Raw genomic sequence first — 19,336 nt, forward strand, 5'->3', positions numbered from 1 at the left:
CAACTAATTACTATTTATGCGTTTACTTCTTCTTTAATCCAGTCGTATCCTTTTTCCTCTAACTCATGTGCTAGAGCAGCAGTTCCAGATTTTACAATTTTTCCATTGTATAAAACGTGAACAAAATCGGGTTTGATATAGTCTAGTAAACGTTGGTAGTGTGTAATTAAAATGACTGCATTGTCTTTGCTTTTTAATTTGTTAACACCATTTGCTACAATACGAAGAGCATCGATATCTAAACCAGAATCTGTTTCGTCAAGAATCGCTAATTTTGGTTCCAGCATTGCCATTTGAAAGATTTCATTACGTTTCTTTTCTCCACCAGAAAAACCTTGGTTTAAAGAACGAGATAAAAACTTTCTATCTATTTCTAACATTTCCGATTTAGAACGAATAAGCTTCAACATTTCGTTGGCAGGCATATCTTCTAATCCTTTTGCTTTACGGTTTGCGTTAATAGCAGTTTTTATAAAGTTAGTAACAGAAACTCCAGGAATTTCTACAGGATATTGAAACGATAAAAACACACCTTTGTGTGCGCGTTCTTCTGCAGCAAGTTCTTCGATATCTTCATTTTCTAATAAAATGTTTCCATCTGTAACTTCATATTCTTCTTTTCCTGCAATTACAGACGCTAAAGTACTTTTACCAGAACCATTAGGTCCCATGATTGCATGTACTTCGCCTGCTTTTACTTCTAGATTAATTCCTTTTAAAATAGACTTTTCTTCTACACTTGCGTGCAAGTTGTTTATTTTTAACATAATTATTTTGTGCCTAATTTTACAACATTTTCTGCTTCTGATTTAATAGCAGATATATTTAATATTTCTTTAATTTCAATTTGATTATCCCAGCCTTCTTCTCCTTCGGGTTTCTGTTGGATTTTTGCTCGTACTTCTACCATTACAAAATCGGTGTCTTCCTTTTTAAATGGTTTTGCCTGTTTGTTTAATTCGGTAACCTTATCGTCTAGGATCACGCCGTAAATTTGGTTGTGTGTTTGTAAAACCGCTGCGTCTGCATAATAAACGAACTCACCTTTTAGTAAGGTTAATCCATCACTTTGTTTTGCTGTTCTACCGTCTTTTGTTTCCGTAGTTTCTTCAGTGTTTTCCTTTTTTGATTCGTTTTTACAACTTGTAAAAGTTACCGCTAATACTAATAAGAATACTAATTTTTTCATTGGTACTTAAAAAATTAATTTAATTAAACTTTGATTATATTTCGTTGCAGACCTGTCTAGGTCTACTATATTATCCTACACTACCTTCTAACGAAATTTCTAGTAATTTTTGAGCTTCTACAGCAAATTCCATAGGTAGTTTATTTAATACGTCTTTACTAAAACCATTTACAATTAATGCAATAGCTTTTTCGGTATCTATACCACGTTGGTTACAGTAAAATATTTGGTCTTCCCCAATTTTACTCGTTGTTGCTTCGTGTTCTATTTGAGCTGTTTTGTTTTTTGCTTCTATGTATGGAAATGTGTGTGCTCCACATTCATTACCCATTAGTAAACTGTCGCATTGACTAAAATTACGAGCGTTTTCAGCACGAGAGCTTACTTGTACTAAACCTCTGTAGGAGTTTTGTGATTTTCCTGCCGAAATTCCTTTCGAAATAATAGTAGATTTTGTGTTTTTACCTAAATGAATCATTTTGGTTCCAGTATCTGCTTGCTGAAAATTGTTTGTTACTGCAATAGAATAAAATTCACCAACAGAATTATCTCCTTTTAGTACACAAGAAGGATATTTCCAGGTTACAGCAGAACCTGTTTCTACTTGCGTCCATGAAATTTTTGCATTCTTTTCACACAAACCACGTTTGGTTACAAAGTTGTAAACACCACCTTTTCCTTCTGCATTCCCTGGGTACCAGTTTTGTACTGTAGAGTATTTAATTTCTGCATCATCAAGTGCAATTAGCTCTACAACTGCAGCATGTAATTGGTTTTCGTCACGACTTGGTGCAGTACAACCTTCTAAGTACGATACATAACTACCTTCGTCTGCTATAACAAGTGTTCTTTCAAACTGTCCTGTTCCAGCTTGATTTATTCTAAAGTATGTAGATAATTCCATAGGGCATTTTACACCTTTTGGAATGTAGCAAAAAGAGCCATCACTAAAAACTGCAGAGTTTAAAGCTGCATAAAAGTTGTCTTTTGTAGGTACAATGGTCCCTAAGTATTTTTTCACTAATTCTGGATGCTCTTGAATGGCTTCCGAAATAGGCATGAATATAATTCCTTTTTCTGCTAGTGTTTTCTTGAAAGTTGTAGCAACAGAAACCGAATCTACCACGATATCCATGGCAATATTGTTCATTTTTTTCTGCTCATCTACAGAAATACCTAGCTTTTTGTACATTGCTAGTAAATCTGGATCTACATCATCTAATGTTTTATTTGGGTCTACAGAAGTTGGCGCAGAGTAATATGCAATTGCTTGAAAATCTGGTTTGGTATAATGTACATTAGCCCAATCTGGTTCTTTCATTTCTTTCCAAACCTTAAAAGCTTCTAGTCTCCATTGTGTCATCCATTCTGGCTCATCTTTCTTTTTAGAAATAGCACGTACAATGTCTTCATTTAATCCAATAGGAAAAGTGTCAGATTCAATATCTGTGTAAAAACCATATTCGTATTCTTTGGTTTTAAGTTCTTCTCTTAGATCGTCTTCTGTATATTTACTCATATCTCGATTTTAATTTTAAATTCTTTCTTATGAATAGAAAGATTTACATTGGTTTATAGTGAAAAAGATTCACCACAACCACAAGTTCTGTTAGCGTTTGGATTGTTAAAAACAAATCCGGTTCCGTTTAATCCTCCAGAATATTCTAGTGTTGTTCCTATTAGGTACAAAAAGCTTTTTTTGTCTACAATAATTTTTACATCGTTGTCTACAAACACTTTATCTTCTTCTTGCTTTTCTTTATCAAACTTTAAATCATAAGATAAACCGGAGCAACCTCCACTTTTTACACCAACACGAACATAGTCTGTTGCTGCATTATAGCCATCATCAGTCATAAGTTCTATAACTTTCCTTTTAGCTGTTTCTGAAACTTTTATCATATTATTAAATTGATTTATCTAAATAGAGTGCAAATATACAATATAAGTCATGGATTTCCATATAAGCTTACATTATATTAGTGATGTTTTAATAAGAAAAATCTATTGGTTGTTAAAAGCAGGATTGTTAATAAATGATGGGTCTGAAAGCGATAAGAGGAAAGCTTTTAGATCTGCTTTGTCTGAATCGGAAAGATGCACACCACCTTCATCCACTTTTTTCATTAATGGATCTATGGTTGGTGAGTCTTGCAAACCTTCGCTGTAATGATTTATTACTTCTTCTAGAGAGTTGAAACGACCATCATGCATATAAGGAGCAGTGAAAATAAGATTACGTAAAGAAGGAGATTTAAATTTACCATTATCTGCTGGATCTCCTGTAATTTCTCCTAAGCCAATATCTGTAAATACTGCATCTAAACCGTTGTTATGAAATAAGTTGTCTGTCCATAAAGGATTGTTTGGGTTCCCGTGACAGTGAAAACAATCTCCTTTGGTTTCGTCCATGAAAACGTTTAATCCGTTTTCTTCTTGAGGCGTTAGTGTTGCTTCTTCTAGTAAATATCTGTCGAATTTCGAGTTTGCTGAAATTAAGATTCGCTCAAATTGCGCAAGTGCTTTTGTGACTAGTTCTTTTGTTATAGGTGTAGTGCCAAATGCTTCTTCAAAAAGTTTCGGGTATTCTGAGTGATTTTGTAATCTGGTTATAACTGTTTCCCATGAGTTATTCATTTCTATTGGGTTTGTAACAGGTTCTAGTGCTTGATGTTCTAGACTAAATACACGACCATCCCAAAAGAATTTTTCATCATAGTTCCAAGCCATATTAAATAAAGGCATGGAGTTTCGCGTGCCAATGCTTCCGTCTATACCAACACTAAATCTGGCTGGATCTGTAAAGGCGTTTCCTGGATTATGACAAGAAGCACAAGCTTGCGTGTTATTTTCGGATAAAATAGTATCGAAAAAAAGTTTTTTTCCTAAAATTATTCCTTCTTCTGTTTGTATGTTATTTACTGGAATTATAGGAGCTAATATATTGTCTTCAAAAACTTGAGGTATTTGTAATGGGCTTGGAGTTGGTACATATGTATTTGAGCCTGAGGGTTCGTTAGAACAAGACAAGCAGATAATAAACAGAATACTATATACTAACCAATGCCTCATTTTTATTCTGTAATTTCATTTAAAGAAAATACATTTTGCCCGTTTTGAAACATCGTTATTTGTGCATTAAAATTTGGCATCATCATATTGTGTAATGTGTTTAAATCCCATAGGTTTGGGTTTTTAAACCATTCTGCAATATTCATATCTATATTAAAAGTTAGGTCTTTAGATATAGAGACTGGTCCTAATTCTACATCGATAAAAGTATCTTGAAATAATAGGCCGATAGGATCTGAGTTGTCCACTGCTCGAATTGCGTGATATGCATAACCTGTTTCGGTATCTGTATTATCTATAAACTTACCTTCTAATTGCATGTAGTGATAACCTCCACCAAGCATATCTGGAACATTCCACGAAGCTGCATTTAAATCGGTATAGGTTTGGCTATAATTATCTTCGGTGTTAAAACCAAAAGTAAAAATTACATTGGTATAATCCCCTTTTGGAATTGCTGTATATGGTTGAAATACTAAATTAACATCATTGGTTACATCTACTAGAAAATGCCCGCTTGTGTATAGCGTTTCTCCGTCTGCTTTTTCTAATCTAATGTTAGAGATTAAGTACCTTAATTTCTCGATACTCATTTGCTCTCCATTTGCATTAGTGAATTGAATGGTGTTGAACTCGGTATTATTCACTTCTGCTCCATCCCAATTATGCGAGAAACTAAAAGTAGCAGAAACATCTTCATTTGAATTATTACCATTGTCTTCTGAACAAGAAAAGCTTAAAAAAGTAAGTAAAGCTAAGGCTAAAATTTTTTTCATTTTTTATTTTATTTTTATTTTTAATAGGTCTGTAAAACCGTTGTTATTTGTTAAATCGAAATCGTTACTACTAGATTCTCCAACAGCAATTATATTTTTATTTGGTAATTCTATAGCGTCGTAAAGGTAATCAATAGTAGAGCCTCCAATTGTTTTTTGCCATTCTATGTTGGCATTGGCATCTATTTTTAATACCCATGCATCATTTTGTCCGTTGTTAGCACTTAAATCACCATCGATACTTCTGGTACTCCCAGAAATTATAAAGCCATTGTCTTGTGTATTAGATATAGATCTACCCGAATCGAAACTAGAGCCTCCAAAAGATTTTTCCCAAATTATAGCTCCGAGAGGGTTTATTTTAATAAGCCATAAATCGGAAGCTCCATACGGATTGCTAATATCTTGATCGTTACTTCTTGCGTCTCCAACTATAATATAATTTCCATCTTGTGTGTTTGTAATAGACCAAGCTTCATCAATTTCTGATCCGCCAAAAGATTTTTCCCAAACAATACTTCCTGTGGTATTTATTTTTACAACCCAAAAATCATAATCCCCTTTGTTATTGCTTATATCTACATCATCACTATCTGAAGAGCCAACAATAATATAGCCATCATTGGTTTCAATAACATCATTAGGGACTTCAGAATAAGATCCTCCATAATATTTACTCCATTCAATATCACCAGATGCGTTTGTTTTAATAGCCCAATAATCGCCACCTGCATGTCTTGCGTGTGATTGTTTCGTGTTACCTTCTCCACCAGAAGCTGTTACATCTAAAACTCCAGTGAGTAGGAATCCATTGTCTGTAGTTTGAATAACGGAAATCCCAATGTCTAAACCAGAATATCCAAAAGATTTCTCCCAAATTAGGTTGCCTGCATTGTCCAGTTTTGCCAGCCAAAAATCGTAATAGCCTGAGTTTTGAGTAACATCTTGATTCGCACTATTAGTTTGTCCTAATATAGCATATCCACCATCTAATGTTTGTACTATAGATTTCCCTCTATCATCTCCAGAACCACCAAAAGTTTTGTTCCATTGCAGTTGGTTATTTTCGTCAAATTTTAAAACCCAATAATCATAACTTTCATTTGTTTTATCTGTTATATCAAAATCCTTACTTTGTGTATGACCAAGAATTACATAACCACCATCTTGTGTGCTTACAATTGATTGTGCGCTTTCATTTTTTGTACCACCAAATGTAGAAATAGCTTCAATTTCACCTAAAAAAGCATTTCCGGAAGATGTTGCATTGTCATCTGACTTACAGCTATTTAAAAAAATAACGGTAAGGCTTACAATTAAGGTGGAAAGAATGTTTAATTTATTATTCACTTTTTCTTACTATTAAAAGACCTCTTTCTATATCACTAATAATAATGTTGCCACTTGCGAAATATGGATATACACTCCAAGCGCCATTAAAACTTGTATTATTATTTTCTGGATGTGTATCAAAAAAACCAGACTCTATCAATGTACCAGAAGCAATATTTGTAATATCAATCATTCTTAATCCAGCAGAATAACAAGCTTGAAAATAAGTATTTCCTTTTACATAACCATTATGATCTATGGCTGCAGTTGGGCCAAAATAATCTGCATGAAAAAGAGGATTGTCTAAATCATTGAAGTCAAATATAATGGTTCTAGTATTATTACCAAAGCCTAATTCATCTGTTTCGTCTCCAAGAATGAAATATTGTTTATCTTCTGTAAACCATCCTTGATGTGTATAACCAATATTATTGTATGCGATTGTTGAAATAGTAATAGGATTTGCTTTGTCTGATATGTCTGCAATTACAATTTCATTTTCATTACTTCCTATTAAAATTTCATGTCCAGTATAGTCCGAATCTGGACCATTATAAGTTACTACTTGTGCATCATGCGAATAACCATTAAAACCACCTTCTGCTATTGGGTTTGTTGGGTTTTGAATATTAATAAAATGCGCTCCACCACCAAATGTATTAGAGCCTACTGCGTATGCATATCCAGAATCTTCATTTATAACAATATTATGCGCTTTTCCAAACTCTGTATAATGTGCGTCTGATGTGAAGTTTGCTGGAGGATTTGTTACGTTTCTTAATTTTTTTAAATCAAATACTTGCATACCATGATTTAAGTTTTGGTTTCCATCTGCTACTATATAAGCGTGATTATTATACACTTTTACATCACGCCAAAAATTGGCGCCTTCGGCAGTATCTAATCTTCCTAAAAAAATAGGTTCAATTGGGTTTGTAATATCTACAAAAGCAGTACTATTGGTCATGGCTATTATAGCATATTCATTACCAGTTAAAGAGTCAGTCCATCCCCAAATATCACTTCCTTCAGGATTTCCCATTGTATTAGCTAAAACGGAAACAGGGACATGGGACATTAAATTATAGCCGTCACAAGGGTATGGTCCTGCCATTCCATCAATACATTCAAATAAAGGTATATCTAAAACAGGATCGCATACATCACCAATACCATCATTATCTGCATCTGTTTGCTCTGGATTAGCCATATCTACACAGTTATCTATATTATCAGGTATTCCATCTTCATCTGTATCTGCATCTGCTACAAGATCACATGCATCTCCAACACCATCATTATCTGTATCCGCTTGGTCTGGATTTGCTATTTCTACACAGTTATCTATATTGTCTGTAATTCCATCTCCATCAATATCAGAATCTTGAGTGATAATTATATTTACGGGCTCATTATCACAGGAATAAATTAATGGTACTAATAGAGTGATAAAAACCAATCTTTGTAATAAATATTTCTTTTTCAAGAATTTTGACATACTATTAAATTTAAAAAACTTCTTTATTTGCTAAAAAAAGCTCAATGTATTTAAGCAAAATTAGAAGAATTATCTAAAATATTCTTATCCACACTGTTAAAACTGCTTCTTTTTCATTTTGGTATAATCACTTCTTCTTTTTTATTTAATAATATGGCATATTTTTAATAATAAGCTTCTTATTTTTGCAACATGATAGAAGATAAAAACCAACAACGTACCTCATTAAGTGATTTAGGAGAATTTGGATTGATAGACCATTTAACTTCGCATTTTAAAGTGTCACAAAAATCTACCATTAAAAGTATTGGAGATGATGCAGCTGTTTTAGAATTTAAGAAAAAGCAAATTGTAGTTACTACAGACTTATTGGTCGAAGGTGTGCATTTCGATTTAAGTTATATGCCTTTAAAACACTTAGGGTATAAATCTGTTGTTGTTAACTTGTCGGATGTGTTTGCAATGAATGCGAACGCAACTCAAATTACCGTTTCTATTGCTGTTTCTAATCGTTTTCCTTTAGAAGCATTAGAAGAATTATACGCAGGAATTGAAACAGCTGCAGGAATTTATGGAGTAGATGTTGTTGGAGGAGATACGACTTCCTCTACTTCAGGATTACTAATCTCTGTAACAGCAATTGGAGAAGTTGAAAAAGAAAATGTGGTGTATAGAAGTGGTGCAAAACCTAATGATTTATTAGTAGTTACTGGTGATATTGGTGGAGCATATATGGGATTACAGGTTTTAGAACGCGAAAAACAAGTGTTTTTGGTAAACCCAAATAGTCAACCAGATATGGAGCCTTACGCGTATATTATAGAAAGACAATTAAAACCGGAAGCAAGAAGAGATGTTGTAAAGCTTTTTAAAGATTTAAAGGTTAAACCTTCTGCAATGATTGATGTTAGTGATGGGTTGTCTTCCGAGATTATGCATTTATGTAAGCACAGTAAGGTTGGTTGTGATCTATATGAAAATAAATTACCCTTAGATCCTCAAGTTATATCTACTTGTGAAGAGTTTAACTTAGATAGTACAACGGTAGCTTTAAGTGGAGGTGAAGATTATGAATTGCTTTTTACAATATCGCAAGAAGATTATCCTAAAATAAAAGCCAATCCTAATTTTACAGTAATTGGTTTTATGACAGAGCCAAATGTAGGAATGCATTTAGTTACTAGAGCAGAAACTAAAATACCTCTACAAGCACAAGGTTGGAATTCATTTAACGATCAAGAATAAGCGCTTTTCGTTTCTTTTTTTTGTAATGCATGCTTTTTAATACCAAATTGATTTCCTTAAATTTAGGAGTTAACGGAATTAAATTGCCATTACCACTAGTAGTCATTTGTTTTTTACAATGTTTACATTGATATTCCTTCACATGTGCTGTGATATCTTTTGTAACCTTAAAATCATGACCAAATACGCTACAGTGAATTGGATTCATATAGTTAATTAGTTCTTTTAGAGATAACTAAGCTAACTTTTTTTTGTGAATTCTTTAGAAGGCTTGTCTAACTAATCGATGAAGCGTAAGATTTTTCCTGTAAACGTGTTGCTTTGTTGTTGTAAATACGCTCTAAAACAGAATTTATTTGTTCAAATTTAGGAGTTAGTGGAATTAAATTACCATTACTATTCGTGGTCATTTGTTTATGGCAATTGCAGCATTTGTATTCCTTTACATGGTAAGTTACTTTTTTTGAAACTTCAAATTTGTGTCCAAAAACAGAACAAACTAAATTTGGAATAAAAGCAGGTTTGTTAGTAGGTTTTTTCATTTTATTAGCGTTTGGTTGTAGTAAACCTAATAAAAAAAAATCAAATAAACGATAAAAAGCATTATTTATTCGATGAAATGCATTATTGCATTCAAAAGTGAATTGTGATTTTCTATATGACTCATGTGGCCTTCACTAAAAATAGCCGTTTCAATGTTTGTGTTTTTTGTTTCTTCTACTAGTTTTTCACCATCTACTACAGGATCATTTTCTCCTATAATAATAAGCTTTTTGCAGTTTAGTGATTTAAAAATCTCTTGTCTATCTGGTCTTAAACGCATTCCTTCTTGACAAGCGATGTATCCTTGAACTGGTGTTTTTAAAGCTTCTTTTAAAGCTGTGTCAAATGCTGTTTTGTATACCGTTTTGCTTTTTTCGCTAAATAAATTAGCGAACGACATACGCACCATATTATTAAAATTAGTTTGTACCATCTTATTAGCTCTAGATCTTAGTTGTTTCATCTCGTTTCCATCAGCTTGATAAGTAGAGTTCATTAAACATAAACCTTTTAAAGTTTCTGGGCTCTTTTCGGCGAAAGCCAAAGCAACATAACCACCCATAGAATGACCAATCATATAATATCTTCTTAATCTTAAATGTTTTAAAACGGTTAGAACAGCTTCCGCCATTTCTTCCATAGTATGAACATAGCCTAGACATGGTGTTTTTCCATGTCCTAATAAATCGATACAAATAACACGGTGTTTTTTGGTTAGGCTTGGTAAAAGCGCATGCCACATTGTGTTGTTCTCAAGAAAGCCATGTAATAAAATTATTGCAGTACCTTCTCCTTGATCTGTATAAAAAAGATTAATGCCTTTGTGTTCTAAAATCATATTTAAACTATATTGTGCAAAGATAATTAAGGGTTTTAATAAAACACAACTCTGAAATTTAAATTAGAATTTTCCTTTTTTTTGAATCTATTAATATGAATAAAACTAAAGAATTATTAATAATAAGTTTTGCCTTATTCTCGTTGTTTTTTGGAGCAGGAAATTTATTGTTACCTCCTCTTTTAGGATATAATGCTGGTGAAAATTGGTTTTGGGTTATTTTAGGTTTTATAATAACTGCCGTTGTAATTCCTATTATAGGTATTTATGCACATGCTAAATTACAAGGTACTTTATACGATTTCGGTAAAAAAGTATCGCCTACTTTTAGTTTGGTATATTGTGTTCTAATTTATGGTATTGCTATTGCAATTCCGTCGCCGCGTACCGCAGCAGCTACTCATGAAATTGCCATTCACCCAAACTTTGGTAGCTCCCCATTATTAACTAGTAGTGTGTATTTTCTTTTCGTGTTATTATTTGCATTAAATCGTTCAAAAATATTAAATGTTATAGGTAAATATCTTACTCCTTTTATAGTAATAATGCTGCTTTTGGTAATTGGTATTGGTTTGTTTTCGACACAAATGATTACCAACCCATCACAATTTGAAACTCCTATTGTAAACGGAATTTTAGAAGGTTATCAAACTTTCGATGCAATTGGGGCTGTAGTTGTTGGAGCAGTAATTATTATATCTATAAATTTAAAAAATAAAGAGTCTTTTGATGCTAAAAAAGAGCTCATTAAAAAATCAGGAATCATCGCAGGATTTGGTTTGTTTATTATTTACGCAGGATTAATAGCTGTTGGTGCATTTTATGGGTCTGAGATAAGTATTAATAACGAATTAAGTAGCGATATGCAACGTGCAAATTTATTAACAGGAATCACGAAACAGGCATTAGGTACTTTTGGTAATACCGTTTTAAGTATATTAATTGCATTAGCTTGTTTTACTACAGCGGTTGGTATAGTAACAGGAACAGCAGATTATTTTAAAGGCATAATTAAAAAGTCGCAAACGGTATATGTAATTACTGCAATTATTGCTTGTGTGTTTGGTGTTGTAGTGGGGCAGTTAGATTTTAACTCCATTATTGTAATTGCATTACCGGTTTTATTATTTATTTATCCAATAACTATTGTACTCATTTTACTAAACGCAATTCCTAATAAATATGCAACAAAATTGGTGTTTCGCGTTGTTGTTTTACTAACCTTTGTCTTTAGTATTCCAGACGTGCTAGGCTTTTTAAGTCCGTCAGATGGATTACGTAAAGTCGTTAATCTTATTCCGCTTGCAAAACATAGTTTAGGTTGGGTTTTGCCAGCTTTTATTGGGTTTGTTTTGTTAAATTTTAAAACTTTTACGACTAAAGCTTTACCTAATTAATATTTACCCTATGGCAGAGCAGGACATTACAAAATATTCCTATAAAAATATATTTTCATTGCACGTTGTTCAATTTGAAAAAGCCTGTGTTTTTAATAAGCCAGAACAGGTAGATGCTTATAATATCTATTGGATTAAAAAAGGAAAAGGGATATATAATATTGATTTTGAAAGCTATGATTTTCAAGATAACGTACTCTTTTTTTTATCTCCAGGACAGGTTTTTTCTATAGATTCCGAACAAATCCAAGAAGCCTACAAAATTTCTTTTATTCGTGATTTCTACTGTATTCAAACGCACGATAAAGAAGTTGCTTGCAATGGTATTCTATTTAATAATGTGTACGAAACTCCTTTTGTGAAACCTTGCGAAAGGGATACCCAAAAACTACAGTTTATATTAGAAGGCTTAATCGAAGAGTTTAAAACCAACGAAGCAGCACAATACGATATGCTGCAAACCTATTTAAAACAATTTATTATTCATGCGGTTCGCGTACAAAAAGAACATCATACCATTAAGGAAGATGAAGAAACCAAACTCTTTAAAGACTTTAGCATACTAGTAGAGCAAAACTTTAAAACACTACATACGGTAACAGAATATGCAAATAGGTTAGGACTCTCCCCAAAATCTTTAACCAAACATTTTAATAAGATAGGAACACAAACACCTAGCGATTTTATTAAAAACAGAATTATCCTCGAAGCCAAGCGACAACTCATTTATTCCAACGATTCCGTGAAACAAATTGCCTACAGTTTAGGTTTTAATGACGCCGCCTATTTTACAAGATTCTTTAAAAAAGGAACCTTAAAATCACCTCTTCAGTTTAAAAAAGAACATTAATTTTTTGGGCGTGACCCTAAAGGTCAGGCTGTACATTGTATCTTTTTTTGCCATTTATGGCAGCAAAAAAAGGATGCCATTTCCATCCTTCACGCAATAATTACCGGTTCCACTCTCTATAAAATCTTAAAAAACATGGAAGTCCAAGCATAAGGAACTTTTGTCCATTTTTTCAAGTGTATTCTCGTTGCATCTTTGCATTGTAATTAACAACAAAACAAAAATTATGAAAAAAATACAAAGCACACAATGTCCAAATTGTTGGGGATTTCAAGAATACGACGAAGCACAACCAGATAACAAAATTTGCGATTGTAAAAGTCAAGAGTAAATAATACAATAAAATTTAAATAAATAATAATAAGATTTCTGCCTTCGCAGGAATACAAAAACAAATAGTATGAGCACAAGAATCGAAACATTAAACCCAGAAACTACCACAGGAAAATCTAAAGAATTATTCCATGCAGTACAAAGTAAATTAGGTTTTATACCCAACCTAATTAAAGTATTTGGTAACTCTCCAGCAACCTTACAAACCTATTTAAGTTTAGGCGAATTAACAGCTAGCGGAAACTTTAATAACAAATTTAGAGAGCAATTAGCATTAGCAATAGCCGAAGAAAACGCATGTAATTATTGTTTGTCTGCACATACGGCAATAGGTAAAATGAATGGTTTAACAGAGGAGCAAACAGAATTAAGCCGACAAGCAATTGCTGCAGATGCAAAAACACAAGCAGGTTTACAATTTGCACAAGCTGTAACAAAAAACAGAGGTCAAGTATCTACGCAAGCCATTCAAGAAGTAAAAGCTGCAGGATATAATGATGGTGATATTTTAGAAATCGTGTTAAATGTAGTTTCTAATACACTAACCAACTATGTAAATCATATTGCAGAAACAGAAGTAGATTTCCCAAGTGTAGAAGCTGGAAAGTTTACTGTAACCAACAATTAATTCATTAATAATTTACAAACATTTAAAATACAAAATCATGAAAAATTTATTTATCGCATTCTTTTTAGTAGCATTTTCAATTACCGCTACAGCACAAGACCAAATGACTAAAAACAAAGCTGTAACAACAGTAGCTTTAGAGCAAACATTAGGAGAATTTACACAAAAAGAATTAACGCTTAAAGAAGGAACATATGTGTTTCAAGTAACTAATAATAATGCAGCTCCAGAAGTTGGATTGGTATTAATTGAAGCTGGAAAAGATGCATCAGATCCTAAAAATCATATTGCAGATGCTTATGTTTCGCAAATGGTTAAACATGGTAAAACAGAATCTTCAAAAGAAGTTACCCTTGCTAAAGGAACGTACCAATATTTTTGCCCTTTTAACAAAACACCACAATATACGCTAACTGTAGAGTAGTGGTTTTATTAATAGTTTTTAGTGTAAAAGCGAGCTGTGAAAAGCTCGCTTTTTTTGTTTATTTTTTTAGATTTTCTTATATTAATTTAAAAATTTATACCATGAAAAAATTACTATGTACCATATCTTTTATTTGTGTTTTTTTTATCTCTTTTGCTAATAATCAGCCAAAAGTTGGCGATACATTAATTGTTAAAGCACCTTCAGGAAAATTTTATAATCATATTTCGTTTCCACAATTAAATATACTAGTAAAACGCGGTAAGCTGGCTAGTTATTCATCTGTAATACATAATAAGGTTTTAGTAGATGAGGTGATTACAAAAGATAATAATAAAACCTATGTAGTTTTAAAAAAGGAAAACGGAACGAAGTTTTTTGGTTTTTTAACAAGTGTTAAAGCGAGCTACGAAGCCGCAATAGCTTCCGGAGAATTAGTAAAAACCGAGTATTAATTCTTTAGATTTTTAATTACCGAAAACGCTTTGTCTACCACATGATCTTCAACCAAAACGGTAAATTCGTTGGTTGTAGAAACCACCTCGTAAATCGGAATGTTTTCCCAAGCCAATCGCTTAAAAATTTGATAGTATAAACCAGATATCTTCGAATTGTCTTTTGGTAAACGTACGCTAATTGCCGATAAACCTTCTTGAACACCTATTTGGTTTTCGGTAGCAAAGCATTTTATAATAGCTTTCTTTTCCGAACTCGAAATAATAATATTACTTTCATAAATACCTCTTGTAAAAGCGTAAAATATATCTTTATTATTTTCTACTTGCTCTAAAATCTTAGTATGACTTTGAATTAGGGTTTCCGAATTTTGAAACGTAAAATCACTCAAATTCGAGCGTACTGTAATGTCTCCTAATTTTTGTAAAGTGCTTTTTAGTTTTAACGAGTGTCGCAAAGTATTTGGTGTATTGTATCTGCGTAATGCCATCATAATCGCTCCAGATTTTACAGGCTTTCGTAACATGTCGCTAATTGGAACTTTCAATTCTTCGGCTAAAGCAGAATAATTAATAATACTTCTAGATAGTGCTTCTTCTAAAAAAGGTTGCGTTATTAATATGTCTTCTACACAAGAGGCTATGGTTTTCATATTTCTGTTTCTTTTCTTGGTCTCCTCGAACGCCGTCGAGAGCTTGTTTGTTCGCTTTGTTTATTGCTTCTGTCCTTCTACATTGGATGCATAATGAAAAACCTTATTTGTTAATTATTTAACAATCTGTGTAAAAATAGTATAATTTTTTCATTTTCATGGCTATTAGTAGCATACAAAGTAGTTTAGCATTATAAAATGTAAAGTAATATGTTAGTATTAAAGTTTGGAGGTACATCGGTTGGGTCTATTGAGAATATGATTCATGTAAAAAACATTATAAACGACGGACAAAAAAAAGTGGTGGTTTTGTCTGCCATGTCTGGAACTACAAATGCGCTTGTTAAAATTTCAGATTATATTAAAAACGGTAGCGTTGACGAAGCATTAATTGTTATTGACGCGCTTAAAAAGAACTATCAAAAAACCGTAAAAACCTTAATTACAAATACAGCATTACATGCAACGGTTTTAGACTATGTAAACCATGTGTTTGATACCTTAAATAGTTTGGTAAATACAAAGCACGATATATTATTGTATAACCAAATTGTTGCGCAAGGCGAATTGCTATCTACTTTTATTTTTAGTCATTATTTACAACAAGAAAATATAAATGTAGCCTTATTACCTGCTTTAGATTTTATGCGAATTGATAAAACCAACGAGCCAGATAATTATTATATTCAGCAGAATTTAAACCGAATTATTGCCGAAACTCCAGATGCAGATATTTACATTACGCAAGGTTTTATAAGCCGAGATGCCGAAGGTGAAATTAGTAATTTACAACGTGGTGGAAGCGATTATACAGCAACTATTATAGGATCTGTAGTGAAAGCGGAAGAAGTACAAATTTGGACAGATATTGACGGTTTTCATAATAACGATCCTCGTTTTGTAGAAAATACCAAAGCTATTTCTAATTTGTCTTTTGATGAATCTGCAGAGCTTGCCTATTTTGGAGCAAAAATTTTACATCCACAAACCGTGATGCCTGTTCGTGCATTAGATATTCCTGTGCGATTAAAAAATACCATGTCGCCAGCTTCTTATGGTACCTTAATTACCAATCAAGTGCATGGCGAAGGTATAAAAGCAATTGCTGCAAAAGATGGCATTACAGCAATAAAGATTAAATCGGCTAGAATGTTACTAGCTCATGGTTTTTTAAAGAAAGTTTTCGAAATTTTCGAGCGTTACGAAACGGCTATCGATATGATTACTACTTCCGAAATTGCAGTATCGTTAACTATAGATGATACTACACATTTACAATCGATAGTAGAAGAGTTGGAGCGTTTTGCTTTAGTAGAAGTAGACGATTTTATGAGTATTGTTTGTTTGGTAGGTAATGCCATTATTTACCATGCAGATACACCAAACTTATTCCAGGTTTTACAAGATGTAAATGTACGTATGATTTCGTATGGAGGAAGCAATAATAATATTTCATTGCTTATTAATACTAGCGATAAACTTGAAACCTTGAAAAAACTACAGCGTTATGTTTTTGAAAGCTCTGTTGTTGGGGTGTAGTTTATTCTTTTTTTCTAACTTTAATAATATAGGAATCCACTTCTTGTCTTTTAATAACCGTTATGTTTTCAATAAACTTTTTAAATGCGAGATGGATATTTTTAGAGCTTTCATAGTTTCCAGTTAGTGCTAAGAAGTCTTCCCCTTCATTTCTAATAATTTCTGCATTTTTTCTGTAATGTTTCCATCGTTCTTCAAATCTAAAATGTCGAATTAACGCTGTTGCTATAGCTATGGTAATCCCTAAAACACTAATTACTGTTATCGAAGAATTTCCAATTTTAGAATTTAGTTCGGTTTGTTCAATAATTGGTATTAAGATGCCAACCACAAGAATGAGTATTTGCAAAACATTAAAAAACAAGCTGTCTTTTATGGCAATCTTGTCAAGATATTTTAGATAATTGAGCCAACTAACTGTAAATAAGATTTTATCTGTTTCAGATAATGCACTCCTCTCAATCAATTCATTATATGATTTGAAATTTTCTTTAGAATTAAAATGCCACCTATTCATAATTTGAGTATTAATTATTAGTAACGGTTTTGTCTAAGAAAAGGGGCGTTTTTTTAATGAAGCATTCCCAATGGGAAATTCAGAAATTAAATAAAGCAATGCGCTTTTGTCTATACTAAAATAAGCATTTTTTTTATACGGTGTTGGATATAGTTGTTTTCTTAGTTTTAAATGACTAATTCAATTGGGTTTTCAACATTCATTAGTTCAGTCATTTTTATGTCTGTGTTTTCTAAACTAGATAAATGTAGTTCTTGAAGCATGAAATAATCATCGATATTAATTAAATCGTCAGAATTTACATCATGAGGATGATTACTTAAAAAGTCAATTAGACCATTTATAATAAAAGTTAGATAATATCTTAAATGAGAAGTTAATACAGCTATATCTTCTTTTATGGCTGCATTATGAACAATTTCATTTCTAATACGATAAATCCGATTTAAATTCCAGTCTAAATTATTTGAGTGATTTTGAATTGCTCCTTTTACTTTGTTGTCATTTTCTAATAATTTTTTATAGTATTCAGCTCTAAATTTCAATAATGGTGAACTCGAATGCTTAAGGATTTCATTATAACTGTCTACAGTTTTTAAATATTCAAGATTTGAATCGAAAGAAGTTATGTAACTACTTTCTTTTAGTCTAATTATATCTTTATGAAATTCTGTTAAATTTCTTTTTAAGTATATTATAGAATGACATCTTTTAAAAAAAGCCCTTAGTCTTCCTACGGTATGAGAATCAGCATCATATGTTGAGAATAAATACTCTAAGCCTATCCAGTAGTTTATATATTTATTTATTATTTCTCCTGATTCACCACCCATTCTTAGGTATCTAATTGCTGAATTTATTTTGTTTAAAGTTTCTTTATTTATTTTTGAATCATTTAGTTTCGATACTTTCTTTAGTAATAATTTATATAGTTTTTTATTACTGTTATAATGACCGTCAATATGATACATAGTAGGGAGTGAACTCGATTTCTCAGGCTGTTTTGAGCCTATAATGAAACACTCATCAATTAATGAAATGTTTTTATCGCTATAGCCTAAGTATAATAAATCGAGAACCTTTAAAAGTTTTGTTCTAGCTAAATTTAATGCTTGATAGTAATCTTTAGTTTTTACATTAATACTTATTAGTAAATGACTTTCGTTTTCTTCTATAAATTTCTTGGCTGAGTCTTTTGTGATTGATAAAATTCTTTTCTTTTCAGATTTATTAAATAATTTTAAATCTTTAGAGAAAATTTTAACTCTACTCACATCAAATTTAGTTGTATCAAAACCAAATATAACTTCAAACTGTTCATTCTGTCGGTCTTCCAAAGACTTAACAATTTCGAATCTTTCTTCAAACGTAAGATTCTCTAAACCACAAAATATTGCTGTAATAAATCTATTTAAATAAAATTTAGAAAAATTTTGATGGTTTAGTTCAACAAAGAGATATTCAATTAATCGACTAAACTCTCTCATTTCTTCAAAATCAAGATTAGTTTCTGTTCTTCTTGAATTTATAAGATCAAAAACATTATCAAAAAGGTTGGCTAAGTAATTTTTGTTATCTCGTATTAATAAATTTCCTGCTTTAATTATTAGGTCGAAATCTTTTTTCCCTATTGGTTTTTTACCAATTATTGATTCAAAATATTTTATACTTATAGTTTTACTATTTAAATAATGTTTGCTTTTAAGCATTTTCACTGTTTCTTCAGCTACGCTTTTTGCATAATCTACACTCTTTAATTTACCTTTATTTAAATCATTACATACATTAGTAAGTTCAATAATAGTTGTATAAGGATTATTAAGTTTTAGTCTATTTGTATCTAACGTTTTTTTGTTTAATAGTTCTAACGTTTTTTCTAAAAAAAACTTTTCTATAGGTTTTAACACTATTTTTGGTCTTACTTTAATCATAAGTTCTTATATTTGTACTACAATTAATAAAAAAACATTTAATAATACATAAAGGAACTTCACTAGATTTCCTCTTGCAATGAAAAAGATTTCATTGTTAAGTCCTCTACTGTGAG

21 protein-coding genes are annotated in these 19,336 nt (G+C 31.7%); 7 read left to right on the top strand and 14 right to left on the bottom strand.

Annotated features, from left to right (window positions below):
* Positions 1-14 precede the first annotated feature (14 nt).
* The 8 genes from sufC to ACVC3Y_RS15340 all read right to left on the bottom strand — a co-directional run bounded on the left by sufC (position 15) and on the right by ACVC3Y_RS15340 (position 7,867).
* Complete coding sequence (gene sufC, locus ACVC3Y_RS15305; RefSeq protein ID WP_452227362.1) at positions 15-767, bottom strand: Fe-S cluster assembly ATPase SufC; 753 nt, start codon at positions 765-767, stop codon at positions 15-17.
* Positions 768-769: 2 nt separating this feature from the next.
* Positions 770-1,189 (bottom strand): hypothetical protein, encoded by a 420-nt coding sequence (locus ACVC3Y_RS15310; protein ID WP_303420971.1) that lies wholly within the window; start codon positions 1,187-1,189, stop codon positions 770-772.
* Between the two features lie 70 nt (positions 1,190-1,259).
* Positions 1,260-2,708 carry a Fe-S cluster assembly protein SufB gene (gene sufB, locus ACVC3Y_RS15315; RefSeq protein ID WP_303420969.1) on the bottom strand — a complete coding sequence of 483 codons (1,449 nt, stop codon included), beginning with the start codon at positions 2,706-2,708 and terminating at the stop codon, positions 1,260-1,262.
* Between the two features lie 53 nt (positions 2,709-2,761).
* Positions 2,762-3,091 carry a HesB/IscA family protein gene (locus ACVC3Y_RS15320; protein WP_303420967.1) on the bottom strand — a complete coding sequence of 110 codons (330 nt, stop codon included), beginning with the start codon at positions 3,089-3,091 and terminating at the stop codon, positions 2,762-2,764.
* A 102-nt stretch (positions 3,092-3,193) separates the two neighbouring features.
* Positions 3,194-4,261 carry a cytochrome-c peroxidase gene (locus tag ACVC3Y_RS15325; protein ID WP_452227363.1) on the bottom strand — a complete coding sequence of 356 codons (1,068 nt, stop codon included), beginning with the start codon at positions 4,259-4,261 and terminating at the stop codon, positions 3,194-3,196.
* Between the two features lie 2 nt (positions 4,262-4,263).
* Positions 4,264-5,037, bottom strand: coding sequence for an MbnP family protein (locus ACVC3Y_RS15330; RefSeq protein ID WP_303420963.1), 774 nt, complete (start codon positions 5,035-5,037; stop codon positions 4,264-4,266).
* Positions 5,038-5,040: 3 nt separating this feature from the next.
* Entirely contained in the window at positions 5,041-6,387 is a 1,347-nt protein-coding gene (locus ACVC3Y_RS15335) for a hypothetical protein (RefSeq protein WP_452227364.1), read from the bottom strand.
* Complete coding sequence (locus ACVC3Y_RS15340) at positions 6,380-7,867, bottom strand: choice-of-anchor B family protein (RefSeq protein ID WP_452227365.1); 1,488 nt, start codon at positions 7,865-7,867, stop codon at positions 6,380-6,382. The genes ACVC3Y_RS15335 and ACVC3Y_RS15340 overlap by 8 nt, the downstream gene beginning before the upstream one ends.
* A 192-nt stretch (positions 7,868-8,059) precedes the next feature.
* Here ACVC3Y_RS15340 and thiL point away from each other — a divergent pair, with 192 nt between their 5' ends.
* Positions 8,060-9,112, top strand: coding sequence for a thiamine-phosphate kinase (gene thiL / locus ACVC3Y_RS15345; protein ID WP_303420957.1), 1,053 nt, complete (start codon positions 8,060-8,062; stop codon positions 9,110-9,112).
* Here thiL and ACVC3Y_RS15350 read toward each other — a convergent pair.
* The 3 genes from ACVC3Y_RS15350 to ACVC3Y_RS15360 all read right to left on the bottom strand — a co-directional run bounded on the left by ACVC3Y_RS15350 (position 9,096) and on the right by ACVC3Y_RS15360 (position 10,493).
* Positions 9,096-9,320: a hypothetical protein gene (locus ACVC3Y_RS15350; protein ID WP_303420955.1), complete on the bottom strand. Its 225-nt coding sequence runs from the start codon at positions 9,318-9,320 to the stop codon at positions 9,096-9,098. The two genes, thiL and ACVC3Y_RS15350, sit on opposite strands and share 17 nt — an antisense overlap.
* A 67-nt stretch (positions 9,321-9,387) precedes the next feature.
* Complete coding sequence (locus tag ACVC3Y_RS15355; protein ID WP_303420953.1) at positions 9,388-9,654, bottom strand: hypothetical protein; 267 nt, start codon at positions 9,652-9,654, stop codon at positions 9,388-9,390.
* A gap of 65 nt (positions 9,655-9,719) precedes the next feature.
* Positions 9,720-10,493 carry an alpha/beta fold hydrolase gene (locus ACVC3Y_RS15360; RefSeq protein ID WP_452227366.1) on the bottom strand — a complete coding sequence of 258 codons (774 nt, stop codon included), beginning with the start codon at positions 10,491-10,493 and terminating at the stop codon, positions 9,720-9,722.
* A 95-nt stretch (positions 10,494-10,588) separates the two neighbouring features.
* Between ACVC3Y_RS15360 and brnQ the strand changes: the two genes are divergently transcribed.
* From brnQ to ACVC3Y_RS15385, 5 genes are all read left to right on the top strand, one after another.
* Complete coding sequence (gene brnQ, locus ACVC3Y_RS15365) at positions 10,589-11,890, top strand: branched-chain amino acid transport system II carrier protein (protein WP_452227367.1); 1,302 nt, start codon at positions 10,589-10,591, stop codon at positions 11,888-11,890.
* A gap of 10 nt (positions 11,891-11,900) precedes the next feature.
* Positions 11,901-12,740, top strand: coding sequence for a helix-turn-helix domain-containing protein (locus ACVC3Y_RS15370; RefSeq protein ID WP_452227368.1), 840 nt, complete (start codon positions 11,901-11,903; stop codon positions 12,738-12,740).
* A gap of 400 nt (positions 12,741-13,140) precedes the next feature.
* Positions 13,141-13,701, top strand: a complete 561-nt coding sequence (locus ACVC3Y_RS15375) for a carboxymuconolactone decarboxylase family protein (protein ID WP_303420945.1) — start codon at positions 13,141-13,143, stop codon at positions 13,699-13,701.
* A gap of 37 nt (positions 13,702-13,738) precedes the next feature.
* Positions 13,739-14,125: a cupredoxin domain-containing protein gene (locus ACVC3Y_RS15380; RefSeq protein WP_303420943.1), complete on the top strand. Its 387-nt coding sequence runs from the start codon at positions 13,739-13,741 to the stop codon at positions 14,123-14,125.
* Between the two features lie 101 nt (positions 14,126-14,226).
* Positions 14,227-14,580, top strand: a complete 354-nt coding sequence (locus tag ACVC3Y_RS15385; protein ID WP_303420941.1) for a hypothetical protein — start codon at positions 14,227-14,229, stop codon at positions 14,578-14,580.
* On the opposite strand, the gene ACVC3Y_RS15390 is transcribed toward ACVC3Y_RS15385, so the two are convergent.
* Positions 14,577-15,233, bottom strand: coding sequence for a hypothetical protein (locus ACVC3Y_RS15390; protein WP_303420939.1), 657 nt, complete (start codon positions 15,231-15,233; stop codon positions 14,577-14,579). The genes ACVC3Y_RS15385 and ACVC3Y_RS15390 overlap by 4 nt on opposite strands.
* Positions 15,234-15,443: 210 nt before the next feature.
* Here ACVC3Y_RS15390 and ACVC3Y_RS15395 point away from each other — a divergent pair, with 210 nt between their 5' ends.
* Positions 15,444-16,772 carry an aspartate kinase gene (locus ACVC3Y_RS15395; RefSeq protein WP_452227369.1) on the top strand — a complete coding sequence of 443 codons (1,329 nt, stop codon included), beginning with the start codon at positions 15,444-15,446 and terminating at the stop codon, positions 16,770-16,772.
* 1 nt (position 16,773) lies between these two features.
* Here ACVC3Y_RS15395 and ACVC3Y_RS15400 read toward each other — a convergent pair whose 3' ends face one another.
* Both ACVC3Y_RS15400 and ACVC3Y_RS15405 read right to left on the bottom strand, forming a co-directional pair.
* Entirely contained in the window at positions 16,774-17,289 is a 516-nt protein-coding gene (locus ACVC3Y_RS15400; protein ID WP_452227370.1) for a DUF4231 domain-containing protein, read from the bottom strand.
* A 167-nt stretch (positions 17,290-17,456) separates the two neighbouring features.
* Positions 17,457-19,220 carry a hypothetical protein gene (locus ACVC3Y_RS15405; protein WP_452227371.1) on the bottom strand — a complete coding sequence of 588 codons (1,764 nt, stop codon included), beginning with the start codon at positions 19,218-19,220 and terminating at the stop codon, positions 17,457-17,459.
* Between the last annotated feature and the right edge of the window lie 116 nt (positions 19,221-19,336).

Source organism: Lacinutrix cladophorae (genome assembly GCF_053604645.1).